This is a genomic window from Vibrio sp. NH-7, assembly GCF_053643215.1.
Genome location: NZ_CM132187.1, coordinates 2,940,462 through 2,955,643, shown reverse-complemented (window position 1 = coordinate 2,955,643; position 15,182 = coordinate 2,940,462). Strand labels below are relative to the sequence as shown.

Below are 15,182 nucleotides of genomic sequence, written 5' to 3'. Positions count from 1 at the left end.
ACTCGATAGTGCTTAAGTTTTTTATTCACATTGTTGGTGAGACATTGTCTGTTGGCTTAGATGGTGTCGATTTGGGTTCCCTCACCCCCAAACCAAACTAAAAAGGTATCGCATGAGTAACTTTACCCCTGCGCAGCAGCGCAAAGCCCTTCTTTTATTGGTTTTATTCCATCTGATCATTATTGCATCGAGCAACTATTTGGTTCAGTTACCGTTTACGGTATTTGGTTTCCACACCACTTGGGGCGCATTTACCTTCCCATTTATCTTCTTAGCGACTGATTTAACCGTGCGCGTTTTCGGTGCTCAGCTTGCACGTCGTATTATCTTCTTAGTGATGCTACCAGCACTGGCGGTGTCGTATGCACTGTCGGTACTGTTTTTCGAAGGGCAATTTCAAGGCTTTTCCCATCTTGGGGAGTTTAACTTGTTTGTGGCTCGTATCGCGATCGCAAGCTTTATGGCTTATCTATTAGGTCAGATTCTTGATGTGCATGTATTTAACCGCCTGCGTCAGTTAAAGCAGTGGTGGGTAGCTCCAACCTGTTCGACACTATTTGGCAATGCGCTAGATACGATCGCGTTTTTTGCGATTGCTTTCTATCAGAGCCCAGATCCCTTTATGGCGGAGCACTGGACGGAAATTGCGCTGGTGGACTACGGCTTCAAATTGGTCATCAGCTTAGGTTTGTTTGTGCCTATGTACGGCGTGCTATTGAACTTCCTTGTGAGAAAGCTCACTGCCGTCAATCCAGACTTTAAAGTGGTTGGTGCGAACCAGTGATAGGAAGAGAGGGTAAGTAACGCCTTCGGATTCGTAGCAGTGTTCTCTCGATTCTAAATCGAGATTCAAAAACAAAAAGCCCGAGTGACAGTCACTCGGGCTTTTCTCTTTATGCGGTCATTATTGGGCGATAACAGTAAGAGGCCAGCCAATATCACTTTGGCGGTTAGCTTCAATTTCAAGCTCTGCGCTGGTCAGTGGGTTGGCATCTAGCCATTTTGCATCAATGGTTAGGGTGAGTTTGTCACCCTCAGAGCTTAGGCTGATGTTTGGCTCAAGCTCAGGGTTACGACGATGCGTTAGTAGCACGGCTAGGCGAAGTAGGCGCAAAATGCGTTTTGCACTTGAACCTGACACGGCGTGCTGCTCAGGTAGAGAGGTCAATTGCTCTCTGTAACGACGGGCAATCTCGCCCAGTAAGTGCTTCTGAGCGCGAGTGTAGCCAGGCAGATCTAAGCTTTGCAGCAAGTAAGCGCTGTGCTCACCACCTTTTTTGAAGTCAATCGTTAAGCCGACTTCGTGCAGTTTGGCCGCTGTATCGAGCAACACTTTCCCTTGCTCCTCGACAATCCAATCCTGTTGGCACTGAGAGAGTAAACGCTGCGCTAGATGAGCCACTTGCTCACCATATGCTTGATCAAGTTGGTAACGATGTTGGACGCTCGCAATGGTGCGGGCGCGAATATCGTCCTGCTTGAGTTCATCCACCATCTCGTACACTAAGCCTTCACGCAAAGCGCCGCCAGCCAGTGTCATCGAATCAATTTCTAGCAATTCAAAGATCGCAATCAGAATTGATAAGCCACTTGGGAACACTAAAGCACGCTCTAGTGTGAGCCCTTCAATCTCTAACTCTTCTAAGTGATCCGCTCGCATGGCCTGTTTTTGTAGGCGTTTGAGTTTGGCATGGGTGATGACCTCATCCATGCCTTGCGCTAGCATAATTTCTTGTAGCGCTTGAACCGTGCCCGAGGCGCCGACACAGACATCCCAACCAATCTCTTGGTACTGCTCTAAGATTGGTTGTAAGGTCACTTTGGCGGCAAGAATCGCGTTGTTGAAGTTTGTGACGGTTAACTGGCGATCTTTAAAGTGACGCTCAAGCCAAGTGACGCAGCCCATCTTTAAGCTTGTTAGTGCTTTGGCTTCAAAACCTTCACCAATAATTAGCTCGGTGCTTGCGCCGCCAATGTCTACCACCAAACGACGCCCACTGCCTCCAGAGGTATGAGCCACCCCTTTGTAGATGGTGGCCGCTTCTTCTTCGCCGCTGATCACTTCAATCTTGTGACCCAAGATTTGATTCGCTTTTTCCAAGAAAACGTCCACGTTGGTCGCGGTACGCAATGTGGCGGTGCCGACAATGCGAATGTTCTCTGTGGGGATATCTTGCAAGCGCTCGGCAAAAAGGCTCAAGCAGTCCCAGCCGCGTTGCATGGCTTCTAGACTCAAGGCGTTATGTTCGTCTAAACCTGCGGCAAGGCGAACTTTACGTTTGATTTTGGCCATGGTTTGAACGCTGCCATCAATGTGACGCACAACGAGCATATGAAAACTGTTCGACCCGAGATCGATGGCTGCGTAAAGCGGAGATGAAACGGCTTGGCTCATAGACGCTTAAGAATCCTTTGGTTGGCGCTGGCGAGAGCGATTGTTTTGACGACGGTTACCCGAGCGAGATCCACCTGTATTGGTGCGACGCTGCTGCGGACGGTTTGAACGCATGCGAATAGGCGCAGGTAAATCTTCGATTAGGGCACTTGGGTCATAATCCGATACCGGGATTGTGTGCTCAATGTATTCTTCGATCGGTGGGAGGTTGATCGCGTAATCTTCACACGCAAAGCTGATTGAGTGACCGCTTGCGCCAGCACGACCTGTACGGCCAATACGGTGCACGTAGTCTTCACAATCATCAGGCAAGTCGAAGTTAAATACATGCGTCACTTGCGGGATATGCAAACCGCGCGCGGCAACATCGGTTGCAACCAGCAGATCGACATCACCTTTAGTGAACTGCTCTAGGATGCGCTCACGTTTTTTCTGTGGAACATCACCAGTCAGCAGACCAACGCGGTGACCATCGGCCGCCAAGTGACCCCAAATGGATTCACATTTGTGCTTAGTATTGGCGAAAATGATCGCACGCTCTGGCCACTCTTCTTCAATAAGTGTTTGCAGTAGCGCCATTTTGTGTTCGTTAGAAGGGTAGAACAACTCTTCCTGAATGCGGTGACCAGTTTTGACTTCTGGCTCAACAACAACATGCTCAGGGTTATGCATGTGTTCGAAAGCAAGCTCTTGAACACGGTAAGAAAGTGTTGCTGAGAACAGCATGTTCAAGCGCTCTTTTGGCTCAGGCATACGACGGAACAAGAAACGGATGTCTTTAATAAAGCCAAGATCGAACATACGGTCTGCTTCGTCAAGGACGACAGCTTGAATGTGGTTTAAGTTAAACACACGCTGCTTGTAGAAATCGATGATGCGACCCGTTGTACCAATCAATACGTCAACACCATCTTCAAGCTTAGCGAGCTGCTTATCATAGCTTTCACCGCCATAAGCAAGCGCAGCTTTGATACCTGTGCTTGCGATAAGTGGCTCAGCATCATTATAGATCTGAATCGCCAGCTCACGTGTTGGCGCCATAATGATTGCGCGTGGCTGAGTCGGCTTACGGCCTTCATGCTCAGACGTCGTGAGTAAGTGGTTAAAAGTAGCAGTCAAGAAGGCTAATGTCTTACCTGTACCCGTTTGGGCTTGGCCTGCGATGTCTTGGCCGGTGAGCAGTACCGGCAACGCCAAGGCTTGGATCGGGGTACAAAATTCGAACCCTTTTTTCTCCAGACCTTCAGTAATTTGAGGGTGTAAACCCAAATCGGCGAACTTTTGCTCTGTGATATGCGTCTTTTTCATGGCTATAGAATATCAGCTTAAGCTTGCAATACGAAAGTAAATACATTCCAATAGGGCATCTAAATACTGGTTATCATGCAACCAGTTCAGAAAAACACATTGGAGTGGAAGATGAGTGATAAGATTTTGCAGCTTACTGATGACGGTTTTGAAAACGATGTAATCAATGCTGCAGGCCCGGTTCTTGTTGATTTTTGGGCGGAGTGGTGTGGTCCTTGTAAGATGATCGCTCCTATCCTAGACGAAATCGCAGATGAGTACGAAGGCAAACTCACTATCGGTAAACTAAATATCGACCAAAACGCAGGTACACCACCTAAATTTGGTATCCGTGGTATTCCAACGTTGCTTCTATTTAAAGACGGTAACGTAGCAGCAACGAAAGTGGGCGCGCTGTCTAAAACTCAACTAAAAGAGTTCCTAGACGCAAACCTATAAGCGTTGTGAAAGAAGACCGTGCTTAAGGCACGGTTTTGTTTTTGAACATCAACAAAATCTAGACTAGGCTACTATTTAGTGCTAGTTTATCGCACGTTAATTATACAAGTTCTCTTCTTGGTCGATCCTGTGACCAAATCCATCTTAACCAAATAACAGATCCTTATTTTGACTAAACAAGCATCAACCACCATGAATCTAACAGAACTGAAGAACAGACCTGTGTCTGATCTTGTTAAACTTGGCGAAAGCCTAGGCCTAGAGAACCTAGCTCGTCTAAGAAAACAAGATATTATCTTCGCAATCCTAAAAGCGCATGCTAAGAGCGGCGAAGACATTTTCGGCGACGGGGTTCTAGAAATTCTGCAAGACGGCTTTGGTTTCTTGCGTAGTGCAGACAGCTCTTACCTAGCAGGTCCGGACGACATTTACGTGTCACCGAGTCAGATCCGTCGTTTTAACTTACGTACGGGTGATTCAATCGCTGGTAAGATTCGTCCACCTAAAGACGGTGAACGCTACTTTGCGCTACTGAAAGTCAATACAGTTAATGATGATAAGCCTGACAACGCGCGTAACAAGATTTTATTTGAAAACTTGACGCCACTGCACGCCAATGAGCGTATGGTGATGGAGCGTGGTAACGGTTCGACAGAAGATATCACAGCACGTGTTCTAGACTTAGCTTCACCAATTGGTAAAGGTCAACGTGGTCTGATTGTTGCTCCGCCAAAAGCGGGTAAAACAATGTTGCTACAGAACATCGCTCAAAGCATCGCTTACAACCACCCAGAGTGTGAGCTGATGGTACTTCTTATCGACGAACGTCCGGAAGAAGTAACCGAGATGCAACGCCTAGTTAAAGGTGAAGTAGTCGCGTCAACGTTTGATGAGCCAGCATCTCGCCACGTTCAAGTCGCAGAGATGGTAATCGAGAAAGCGAAACGTCTTGTTGAACACAAAAAAGACGTGGTTATCCTGCTTGACTCAATCACTCGTCTTGCTCGTGCATACAACACTGTTGTGCCTTCGTCAGGTAAAGTACTAACGGGTGGTGTGGATGCAAACGCACTTCACCGTCCTAAGCGTTTCTTCGGTGCAGCTCGTAATGTTGAAGAAGGCGGTAGCTTAACAATCCTAGCAACAGCGCTTGTTGATACAGGCTCTAAAATGGATGAAGTTATCTACGAAGAGTTTAAAGGTACAGGTAACATGGAAATCCACCTGAACCGTAAGATTGCAGAGAAGCGCGTCTTCCCAGCAATTGACTTCAACCGCTCGGGCACTCGTCGTGAAGAACTTCTAACGAAGAACGATGAGCTACAGAAGATGTGGATTCTGCGTAAGATTGTCCACCCAATGGGCGAGATCGATGCAATGGAATTCCTAATCGATAAACTTGCGATGACAAAGACCAATGATGAGTTTTTCGATGCAATGCGTCGTCAGTAATCGCTGAAGATTTGATTCCCAAACGCCACCGCTAAGCCGGTGGCGTTTTTGTTTGCATTATCTACTGATAACACGCACAATGGAGTTAAATGTTACAAGGAGGTTAACATGCAACAAGGAATGTTGTCGTCGGTACTCCTATCCGCATTACTTTTAGGAGCGCCAACCGTCTCAGCAACGGAGATGGCACCTGCTCGAGTGGAATTGCTCTTGGAAGATGAGCAAATTCACCAAAAAGTCGCTCAATTACTTCAATATGCTGTTGAAGATAATATCGATTCCCTCAATTTCGCGCTCGAACGACTTTCTTTACCTCAGCAAGAGGTTTCTAGATACCTGCTTCTTGACAAAATCGAGCAGCAACAGGTCGTGCTTACCCCTAAAATGGCGTTATTTGTAGAGCAGCAAAAAACACGAGTCCCTACCTATCAAGTATTAGAACGGGGGGATGGTTATGAGTTTTCAGTTCCCGCGTTTAACTATCCCGCCATCGCAAGTCGCTTACTCAAGCAATGGCGTCAAGATCAATCAACTCTCGATTTTGTCTTGCAAGCAGAGCGAGGGGAGCTTGTTCTACAAGATTGGTTATCTGGCAGTGAATATCAGGTCCAAACACGTGAAGCATTACTTATCCGTGAACTAGATAGCTTGTCTCCAGAGGCGGTGAAAAGTATCACCCAGCAGTTCACAGACTCTGCCATTGTAAGTTGGTTGCCATCTTCCGATGTGATGGTTCGCTTGGCGCAAGTGAGTGAAGATGCGGATGTGTATAAACTGGTGTGGCTAATGCGCGCAGATTTTAACAGCCAGCAAGAACTCACGAGGTTGGCTAAGGTTGGCGATGACTTCTCGCTACAACAGATCATGCTTGCTTCGCAAAACCCGAGTTTAAAAGAACACGCATTAAAAGAGCTCACACGGATAAAACCTATGAATCAAGAGGTAAAAGCCTTCTTGATTGAGCGTATGGCACTGAAAGATGATGCCCCGTTTGTCGCTCAAGAGTTAGCCCGTCAGGGGTACAGTAACTGGCTTGAAGAGTTAGCCAGCCACAACCAAAAGGTCCGCAGTAGTGCCATTCTCAATGCTCTGGCTAAATAGCTGACTTAGCGTGAAATAACCACAATAAAAAGAGGGATCGGATGATCCCTCTTTTTGATATACTGCCTGTAGTTTAACCAGCCATTAGAAGGCCTATGAGTTTTAAGGATCTACGCGACTTTATTGCCCACTTAGAGCAAGAGGGTAAGCTGAAACGCATTACTCACCCTGTTGACCCACATTATGAAATGACTGAGATCAGCGATCGAACGCTTCGAGCGGGAGGTCCTGCTTTGTTGTTTGAAAACCCAATTGGTTATGACGTGCCCGTGCTTACCAACTTATTTGGCACGCCAGAGCGCGTTGCTATTGGTATGGGACGTAGCGAAGTTAAAGAGCTACGTGAAGTGGGGAAATTGTTGGCTTACCTGAAAGAGCCAGAACCGCCACGTGGTTTTAAAGACGCGATTGAAAAGATCCCCGTCTTTAAACAAGTACTCAATATGCCAGCTAAAAGGCTGCGCAAAGCACCTTGCCAAGAAGTGGTTTGGCAGGGTAAAGATGTGGATCTCGATAAAATCCCAGTGATGAGTTGCTGGCAAGATGACGTGGCCCCTTTACTGACTTGGGGTTTGACTGTTACGCGCGGCCCGCATAAGAAACGCCAGAACCTAGGTATTTACCGTCAGCAGAAGATTGGTAAAAACAAAATCATCATGCGTTGGCTAGCACACCGTGGTGGAGCTCTTGATCTGCGTGATTGGATGGAAACCAACCCAGGAAAGCCTTTCCCTATATCAGTAGCTTTTGGTGCAGATCCGGCGACCATATTAGGAGCGGTAACACCAGTACCAGATACATTATCTGAGTATGCATTTGCCGGCTTACTACGTGGTAGTAAAACTGAAGTCGTCAAATCGGTCAGTAACGATCTTGAAGTACCAGCAAGTGCTGAAATCGTGATGGAAGGGTATATCGATCCAAGCGAATATGCGGATGAAGGGCCTTATGGCGATCATACTGGCTACTACAACGAAAAAGAAAAGCACCACGTGTTTACCATCACGCACATTACCATGCGTAAAGATCCCATTTATCACAGTACCTACACAGGTCGTCCGCCAGATGAACCTGCGGTATTGGGCGTCGCGCTGAATGAAGTGTTCGTGCCAATTCTGCAAAAGCAGTTTCCGGAGATAGAAGATTTTTATCTACCACCAGAAGGTTGCTCGTACCGAATGGCGGTGGTAACCATGAAGAAGCAATACCCAGGTCACGCTAAGCGCGTAATGCTTGGGGTATGGTCTTTCCTACGCCAGTTTATGTATACCAAATTTGTAGTGGTATGCGATGAGAGCGTTAATGCACGTTGCTGGGACGATGTGGTCAAAGCTATGGCTGACAATATGGAGCCAGTGCGTGACACACTCATGATAGAAAATACACCTATTGATTCTCTCGATTTTGCTTCTCCTGTTGTCGGTCTTGGCTCGAAGATGGGAATGGACGCAACGATTAAATGGGATGCAGAAAACGCCACTTCGCCAGAACTGAATGCAATCTCTCCTGTTTCAGTAGATAGTGAGGCGCTCGTAAGGTTTAAATCCGATAATCCAGAGGTGGTGGATATCGCGCTGCCAAGTTCAGCACAGAATGATCGCTTTGTGATTATCTCTATGCGTAAGAACCAATCAGGTCAGTCAAGACAGCTGATGGAAAAAGTCTGGACGTGGTTAGAGCAACACACCGACAGTAAATTTGCCATCCTTTGCGATGAAGATGTCGATGTCCATGATTGGAATGATGTGATTTGGGCGATGACAACTCGTATGGATCCAGCCAGAGACACAGTACAAATTCGAGCTGAGAACGGACGCTGTTCTAAACTAGGGTTAGATGCGACAAATAAATTTGCTGGGGAAGTTAATCGAGAGTGGGGTATCCCAATTAAGAAAGACCCACAGTTAGTCGCACAAGTCGATGCTAAGTGGAGTAAGCTCGGTATATCATGAGCAAAATAATACGCTTGCAGCCTCAAGGAATTTGTTTTGAGGCGCAAGATGGGCAAACGGTGCTGGAAGCGGCGCTCAACAATAATATACGCTTTCCACATCGTTGCCAGGTTGGAGCGTGTGCAGCCTGTCTGTGCCGTAAACTTGAAGGAACAGTAAGTTACGATCTTGAACCCATGCTCACAGAGAAAGAGCAGCAACAAGGTTGGATATTTGCTTGTCAGGCAGTAGCCGAAAGTAATTTAGTACTTACTTTTGAGGAGTAAGTAAGAGGAAGACCATGACCATCCAATGTAAAGTAAAGTCTATTAAGCCGTTAGCTTGTAATACTTATCAAATTCTACTTCACCCAGAAACGCCTGTGGCATTTAAAGCAGGGCAATACCTTATGGTAGTGATGGGTGAAAAAGACAAACGTCCTTTCTCGATTGCAAGTAGCCCTTGTCGCCATGAAGGTGAGCTAGAGTTGCACATTGGTGCGGCAGAGCAGAATGCGTATGCTCTAGAAGTTGTTGAAGCAATGAAAGACGCGCTAGCAAACGGTGGTGATATTACTATCGATGCGCCACATGGTGATGCTTGGGTTCAAGAAGAAAGTGAACGTCCTATTCTTTTAATTGCGGGTGGTACAGGTTTTAGTTACGTACGCTCAATTCTGGATCACTGTGTGGCTCAAAGCTTGAATAACCAAATTCATTTGTATTGGGGGGGCCGTGATGATTGCCAACTGTATGCAAAAGAAGAGCTAGAGCAAATTGAAGCTAAACATGAAAATGTTCACTTTGTCCCTGTTGTCGAAGATGCTCCAACAGAGTGGACAGGAAAGGTCGGTAATGTGCTGCAGGCTGTAGAGCAAGATTTTGACTCTCTCGCAGAATATGACATCTATATAGCAGGGCGCTTTGAAATGGCTGGTGCTGCGCGCGAACAATTTACACAAAATAAAGGCGCGCAAAGCGATCGAATGTTCGCTGATGCCTATGCATTTATCTAAACTTAGTTAAATAAGACCAAAAAGAGAGCAATTTGCTCTCTTTTTTTATGATTTTGAATACAAATTCAACGAACAGTCATTTTTTCCAAATTTATTTAAAAAAGGGGTTGCGCTAGAGCAAGAACTCCCTATAATGCGCATCCACTGACACGGCAGACGCCACAAGGCTTCAGCGATAAATCAGTAAAGCCAACTGAGCAAATTTCGAATTGAAAAGTTTGAAATAAAAAATTCAAAAAAGTATTTGACACTTGAGAATGAAACGCTAGAATGGCTGCCTCTTTCGAAGTGATGTAAGTCACAAAGAAGAAAGCTCTTTAACAATATAAACCTATCAATCTGTGTGGGCACTCGTTGATGATAATCCAATTCGATACTTCGGTATCAAATTAGGTTTCAATGAAACGAAGTGACCAACGAGTCGTAAGACTCAGCACAGTCAATTCAAACATTACTTTATGTAATGTTCAGTATTCATTGAGCCGAACAAAATCTTAAATTGAAGAGTTTGATCATGGCTCAGATTGAACGCTGGCGGCAGGCCTAACACATGCAAGTCGAGCGGAAACGAGTTATCTGAACCTTCGGGGAACGATAACGGCGTCGAGCGGCGGACGGGTGAGTAATGCCTGGGAAATTGCCCTGATGTGGGGGATAACCATTGGAAACGATGGCTAATACCGCATAATAGCTTCGGCTCAAAGAGGGGGACCTTCGGGCCTCTCGCGTCAGGATATGCCCAGGTGGGATTAGCTAGTTGGTGAGGTAAGGGCTCACCAAGGCGACGATCCCTAGCTGGTCTGAGAGGATGATCAGCCACACTGGAACTGAGACACGGTCCAGACTCCTACGGGAGGCAGCAGTGGGGAATATTGCACAATGGGCGCAAGCCTGATGCAGCCATGCCGCGTGTATGAAGAAGGCCTTCGGGTTGTAAAGTACTTTCAGCAGTGAGGAAGGCGGGTACGTTAATAGCGTGCTCGTTTGACGTTAGCTGCAGAAGAAGCACCGGCTAACTCCGTGCCAGCAGCCGCGGTAATACGGAGGGTGCGAGCGTTAATCGGAATTACTGGGCGTAAAGCGCATGCAGGTGGTTTGTTAAGTCAGATGTGAAAGCCCGGGGCTCAACCTCGGAATTGCATTTGAAACTGGCAGACTAGAGTACTGTAGAGGGGGGTAGAATTTCAGGTGTAGCGGTGAAATGCGTAGAGATCTGAAGGAATACCGGTGGCGAAGGCGGCCCCCTGGACAGATACTGACACTCAGATGCGAAAGCGTGGGGAGCAAACAGGATTAGATACCCTGGTAGTCCACGCCGTAAACGATGTCTACTTGGAGGTTGTGGCCTTGAGCCGTGGCTTTCGGAGCTAACGCGTTAAGTAGACCGCCTGGGGAGTACGGTCGCAAGATTAAAACTCAAATGAATTGACGGGGGCCCGCACAAGCGGTGGAGCATGTGGTTTAATTCGATGCAACGCGAAGAACCTTACCTACTCTTGACATCCTCAGAAGCTTGTAGAGATACGAGTGTGCCTTCGGGAACTGAGAGACAGGTGCTGCATGGCTGTCGTCAGCTCGTGTTGTGAAATGTTGGGTTAAGTCCCGCAACGAGCGCAACCCTTATCCTTGTTTGCCAGCACTTCGGGTGGGAACTCCAGGGAGACTGCCGGTGATAAACCGGAGGAAGGTGGGGACGACGTCAAGTCATCATGGCCCTTACGAGTAGGGCTACACACGTGCTACAATGGCGCATACAGAGGGCAGCCAACTTGCGAGAGTGAGCGAATCCCAAAAAGTGCGTCGTAGTCCGGATTGGAGTCTGCAACTCGACTCCATGAAGTCGGAATCGCTAGTAATCGTGGATCAGAATGCCACGGTGAATACGTTCCCGGGCCTTGTACACACCGCCCGTCACACCATGGGAGTGGGCTGCAAAAGAAGTGGGTAGTTTAACCTTCGGGGGGACGCTCACCACTTTGTGGTTCATGACTGGGGTGAAGTCGTAACAAGGTAGCGCTAGGGGAACCTGGCGCTGGATCACCTCCTTATACGATGATTATTGCGATGAGTGTTCACACAGATTGATGGTTTATACGTTTTAGAGACGATACTGGGTCTGTAGCTCAGGTGGTTAGAGCGTTCGCCTGATAAGCGAGAGGTCGGTGGTTCAAGTCCACTCAGACCCACCAATTTCCTTGAAATTGGCATACAGTATCGACACCTTGATGGGGCTATAGCTCAGCTGGGAGAGCGCCTGCCTTGCACGCAGGAGGTCTGCGGTTCGATCCCGCATAGCTCCACCATCTTTAAGTGTTCTTTCACAAGAATCTTTAAACATGGTTTTCATCAGAAAATCTAGCTCTTTAACAATTTGGAAAGCTGACAAATCAACAAATTATTGTTGATTGTAAAGTTCTCAATGTTTGTCTTTAAGACAAACACCAATACAACACATTCAAGTGTTCTTGGAATTTGAGTCCGGCAAAATCGTGTCTGCACATGTATAAAAATGCAGACAACTTTGGTTACTAACAAAGACCCTTTGGGGTTGTATGGTTAAGTGACTAAGCGTACACGGTGGATGCCTTGGCAGTCAGAGGCGATGAAGGACGTATTAACTTGCGATAAGCCCAGATTAGGTAGTAAAAACCATTTGAGTCTGGGATTTCCGAATGGGGAAACCCACTTACATAAGTAAGTATCCTGTTGTGAATACATAGCAGCAGGAGGCGAACCGGGGGAACTGAAACATCTAAGTACCCCGAGGAAAAGAAATCAACCGAGATTCCGAAAGTAGCGGCGAGCGAAATTGGACTAGCCCTTAAGCTTTACACGCGTTAGACGAACGGTCTGGAAAGTCCGACGATACAGGGTGATAGTCCCGTAGTTGACGATGTGTGTTCAGTGAAATCGAGTAGGGCGGGACACGTGATATCCTGTCTGAATATGGGGGGACCATCCTCCAAGGCTAAATACTACTGACTGACCGATAGTGAACCAGTACCGTGAGGGAAAGGCGAAAAGAACCCCTGTGAGGGGAGTGAAATAGAACCTGAAACCGTGTACGTACAAGCAGTAGGAGCACCTTCGTGGTGTGACTGCGTACCTTTTGTATAATGGGTCAGCGACTTATATTCAGTAGCAAGGTTAACCATCTAGGGGAGCCGTAGAGAAATCGAGTCTTAACTGGGCGTCGAGTTGCTGGATATAGACCCGAAACCAGGTGATCTAGCCATGGGCAGGTTGAAGGTTGAGTAACATCAACTGGAGGACCGAACCGACTAATGTTGAAAAATTAGCGGATGACTTGTGGCTAGGGGTGAAAGGCCAATCAAACCTGGAGATAGCTGGTTCTCCCCGAAATCTATTTAGGTAGAGCCTCGGACGAATACTACTGGGGGTAGAGCACTGTTAAGGCTAGGGGGTCATCCCGACTTACCAACCCTTTGCAAACTCCGAATACCAGTAAGTACTATCCGGGAGACACACGGCGGGTGCTAACGTCCGTCGTGGAGAGGGAAACAACCCAGACCGCCAGCTAAGGTCCCAAATTATAGCTAAGTGGGAAACGATGTGGGAAGGCTTAGACAGCTAGGATGTTGGCTTAGAAGCAGCCATCATTTAAAGAAAGCGTAATAGCTCACTAGTCGAGTCGGCCTGCGCGGAAGATGTAACGGGGCTAAGCTATAAACCGAAGCTGCGGCAATGACTTTTAGTCATTGGGTAGGGGAGCGTTCTGTAAGCCGTTGAAGGTGAGTTGTAAAGCTTGCTGGAGGTATCAGAAGTGCGAATGCTGACATGAGTAACGATAAAGGGGGTGAAAAACCTCCTCGCCGGAAGACCAAGGGTTCCTGTCCAACGTTAATCGGGGCAGGGTAAGTCGACCCCTAAGGCGAGGCCGAAAGGCGTAGTCGATGGGAAACGGGTTAATATTCCCGTACTTCTTACAATTGCGATGGGGGGACGGAGAAGGCTAGGTGGGCCTGGCGACGGTTGTCCAGGTTCAAGTGCGTAGGCTTGAGAGTTAGGTAAATCCGGCTCTCTCTAAGGCTGAGACACGACGTCGAGCTACTACGGTAGTGAAGTCATTGATGCCATGCTTCCAGGAAAAGCCTCTAAGCTTCAGATTGTAAGGAATCGTACCCCAAACCGACACAGGTGGTCGGGTAGAGAATACCAAGGCGCTTGAGAGAACTCGGGTGAAGGAACTAGGCAAAATGGTACCGTAACTTCGGGAGAAGGTACGCTCTTGACGGTGAAGTCCCTCGCGGATGGAGCTATTGAGAGTCGCAGATACCAGGTGGCTGCAACTGTTTATTAAAAACACAGCACTGTGCAAAATCGTAAGATGACGTATACGGTGTGACGCCTGCCCGGTGCCGGAAGGTTAATTGATGGGGTTAGTGCTTGCACGAAGCTCTTGATCGAAGCCCCGGTAAACGGCGGCCGTAACTATAACGGTCCTAAGGTAGCGAAATTCCTTGTCGGGTAAGTTCCGACCTGCACGAATGGCGTAATGATGGCCACGCTGTCTCCACCCGAGACTCAGTGAAATTGAAATCGCTGTGAAGATGCAGTGTACCCGCGGCTAGACGGAAAGACCCCGTGAACCTTTACTACAGCTTGGCACTGAACATTGACCCTACATGTGTAGGATAGGTGGGAGGCTTTGAACCCGGTACGCCAGTATCGGTGGAGCCGTCCTTGAAATACCACCCTTGTAGTGTTGATGTTCTAACGTTGACCCCTTATCGGGGTTGCGGACAGTGCCTGGTGGGTAGTTTGACTGGGGCGGTCTCCTCCCAAAGAGTAACGGAGGAGCACGAAGGTGGGCTAATCACGGTTGGACATCGTGAGGTTAGTGCAATGGCATAAGCCCGCTTGACTGCGAGAATGACAATTCGAGCAGGTGCGAAAGCAGGTCATAGTGATCCGGTGGTTCTGAATGGAAGGGCCATCGCTCAACGGATAAAAGGTACTCCGGGGATAACAGGCTGATACCGCCCAAGAGTTCATATCGACGGCGGTGTTTGGCACCTCGATGTCGGCTCATCACATCCTGGGGCTGAAGTCGGTCCCAAGGGTATGGCTGTTCGCCATTTAAAGTGGTACGCGAGCTGGGTTTAGAACGTCGTGAGACAGTTCGGTCCCTATCTGCCGTGGGCGTTGGAAGATTGAAGGGGGCTGCTCCTAGTACGAGAGGACCGGAGTGGACGAACCTCTGGTGTTCGGGTTGTGTCGCCAGACGCATTGCCCGGTAGCTAAGTTCGGAATCGATAACCGCTGAAAGCATCTAAGCGGGAAGCGAGCCCTGAGATGAGTCTTCCCTGACCCCTTGAGGGTCCTAAAGGGTTGTTCGAGACTAGAACGTTGATAGGCAGGGTGTGTAAGTGCTGTGAGGCATTGAGCTAACCTGTACTAATTGCCCGTGAGGCTTAACCATACAACACCCAAAGGGTTTTGTGGACTCGATGTAAGAACATTGAATGTGTATTAGAACTTACTCTTTATTAAGAGAAAGCAGCTTTCCGAATTTAAGAAT

The 15,182-nt window shown here is 47.8% G+C and carries 9 protein-coding genes, 2 tRNA genes and 2 rRNA genes; 11 read left to right on the top strand and 2 right to left on the bottom strand.

What is annotated here, in order from left to right; genetic code table 11:
* Positions 1 to 112 precede the first annotated feature (112 nt).
* Positions 113 to 784: a 7-cyano-7-deazaguanine/7-aminomethyl-7-deazaguanine transporter gene (locus ACUALS_RS13750; protein WP_038139764.1), complete on the top strand. Its 672-nt coding sequence runs from the start codon at positions 113 to 115 to the stop codon at positions 782 to 784.
* Between the two features lie 120 nt (positions 785 to 904).
* On the opposite strand, the gene gppA is transcribed toward ACUALS_RS13750, so the two are convergent.
* Together gppA and rhlB are read right to left on the bottom strand one after the other, a co-directional pair.
* A complete protein-coding gene (gene gppA, locus ACUALS_RS13745; RefSeq protein ID WP_454448533.1) occupies positions 905 to 2,395 on the bottom strand; it encodes a guanosine-5'-triphosphate,3'-diphosphate diphosphatase in 1,491 nt (496 codons plus the stop codon).
* A gap of 6 nt (positions 2,396 to 2,401) precedes the next feature.
* Entirely contained in the window at positions 2,402 to 3,703 is a 1,302-nt protein-coding gene (gene rhlB, locus ACUALS_RS13740; protein WP_005475024.1) for an ATP-dependent RNA helicase RhlB, read from the bottom strand.
* 111 nt (positions 3,704 to 3,814) lie between these two features.
* Between rhlB and trxA the strand changes: the two genes are divergently transcribed.
* The 10 genes from trxA to ACUALS_RS13690 all read left to right on the top strand — a co-directional run bounded on the left by trxA (position 3,815) and on the right by ACUALS_RS13690 (position 15,083).
* Entirely contained in the window at positions 3,815 to 4,141 is a 327-nt protein-coding gene (gene trxA, locus ACUALS_RS13735) for a thioredoxin TrxA (protein WP_038139762.1), read from the top strand.
* A 192-nt stretch (positions 4,142 to 4,333) separates the two neighbouring features.
* Positions 4,334 to 5,593, top strand: a complete 1,260-nt coding sequence (gene rho, locus ACUALS_RS13730; RefSeq protein WP_005475035.1) for a transcription termination factor Rho — start codon at positions 4,334 to 4,336, stop codon at positions 5,591 to 5,593.
* Between the two features lie 108 nt (positions 5,594 to 5,701).
* Positions 5,702 to 6,694 carry a hypothetical protein gene (locus ACUALS_RS13725; RefSeq protein WP_005475052.1) on the top strand — a complete coding sequence of 331 codons (993 nt, stop codon included), beginning with the start codon at positions 5,702 to 5,704 and terminating at the stop codon, positions 6,692 to 6,694.
* A 95-nt stretch (positions 6,695 to 6,789) separates the two neighbouring features.
* Positions 6,790 to 8,646, top strand: a complete 1,857-nt coding sequence (gene ubiD, locus ACUALS_RS13720; RefSeq protein ID WP_454448532.1) for a 4-hydroxy-3-polyprenylbenzoate decarboxylase — start codon at positions 6,790 to 6,792, stop codon at positions 8,644 to 8,646.
* A complete protein-coding gene (locus ACUALS_RS13715) occupies positions 8,643 to 8,912 on the top strand; it encodes a 2Fe-2S iron-sulfur cluster-binding protein (RefSeq protein WP_038139759.1) in 270 nt (89 codons plus the stop codon). The genes ubiD and ACUALS_RS13715 overlap by 4 nt, the downstream gene beginning before the upstream one ends.
* A gap of 14 nt (positions 8,913 to 8,926) precedes the next feature.
* Positions 8,927 to 9,640, top strand: a complete 714-nt coding sequence (gene fre, locus ACUALS_RS13710; protein ID WP_038193155.1) for an NAD(P)H-flavin reductase — start codon at positions 8,927 to 8,929, stop codon at positions 9,638 to 9,640.
* Between the two features lie 496 nt (positions 9,641 to 10,136).
* Positions 10,137 to 11,688: ribosomal RNA gene (locus tag ACUALS_RS13705) — 16S ribosomal RNA — on the top strand.
* Positions 11,689 to 11,752: 64 nt separating this feature from the next.
* Positions 11,753 to 11,829: transfer RNA gene (locus tag ACUALS_RS13700), tRNA-Ile, on the top strand.
* A gap of 38 nt (positions 11,830 to 11,867) precedes the next feature.
* Positions 11,868 to 11,943 (top strand) — tRNA-Ala (locus ACUALS_RS13695).
* A gap of 251 nt (positions 11,944 to 12,194) precedes the next feature.
* A 23S ribosomal RNA gene (locus tag ACUALS_RS13690) occupies positions 12,195 to 15,083 on the top strand.
* The 16S and 23S rRNA genes sit together here with 2 tRNA genes alongside, the layout of an rRNA operon.
* The last annotated feature ends 99 nt before the right edge of the window (positions 15,084 to 15,182 follow it).

What these genes read in the sequence shown, in the direction of transcription:
- fre (WP_038193155.1), top strand. Translation starts at nt 8,927, where the DNA reads ATGACCATCCAATGTAAAGTAAAGTCTATTAAGCCGTTAGCTTGTAAT.
- ubiD (WP_454448532.1), top strand. Translation starts at nt 6,790, where the DNA reads ATGAGTTTTAAGGATCTACGCGACTTTATTGCCCACTTAGAGCAAGAG.
- rho (WP_005475035.1), top strand. Translation starts at nt 4,334, where the DNA reads ATGAATCTAACAGAACTGAAGAACAGACCTGTGTCTGATCTTGTTAAA.
- trxA (WP_038139762.1), top strand. Translation starts at nt 3,815, where the DNA reads ATGAGTGATAAGATTTTGCAGCTTACTGATGACGGTTTTGAAAACGAT.
- gppA (WP_454448533.1), bottom strand. Translation starts at nt 2,395, where the DNA reads ATGAGCCAAGCCGTTTCATCTCCGCTTTACGCAGCCATCGATCTCGGG.
- rhlB (WP_005475024.1), bottom strand. Translation starts at nt 3,703, where the DNA reads ATGAAAAAGACGCATATCACAGAGCAAAAGTTCGCCGATTTGGGTTTA.
- ACUALS_RS13750 (WP_038139764.1), top strand. Translation starts at nt 113, where the DNA reads ATGAGTAACTTTACCCCTGCGCAGCAGCGCAAAGCCCTTCTTTTATTG.
- ACUALS_RS13715 (WP_038139759.1), top strand. Translation starts at nt 8,643, where the DNA reads ATGAGCAAAATAATACGCTTGCAGCCTCAAGGAATTTGTTTTGAGGCG.
- ACUALS_RS13725 (WP_005475052.1), top strand. Translation starts at nt 5,702, where the DNA reads ATGCAACAAGGAATGTTGTCGTCGGTACTCCTATCCGCATTACTTTTA.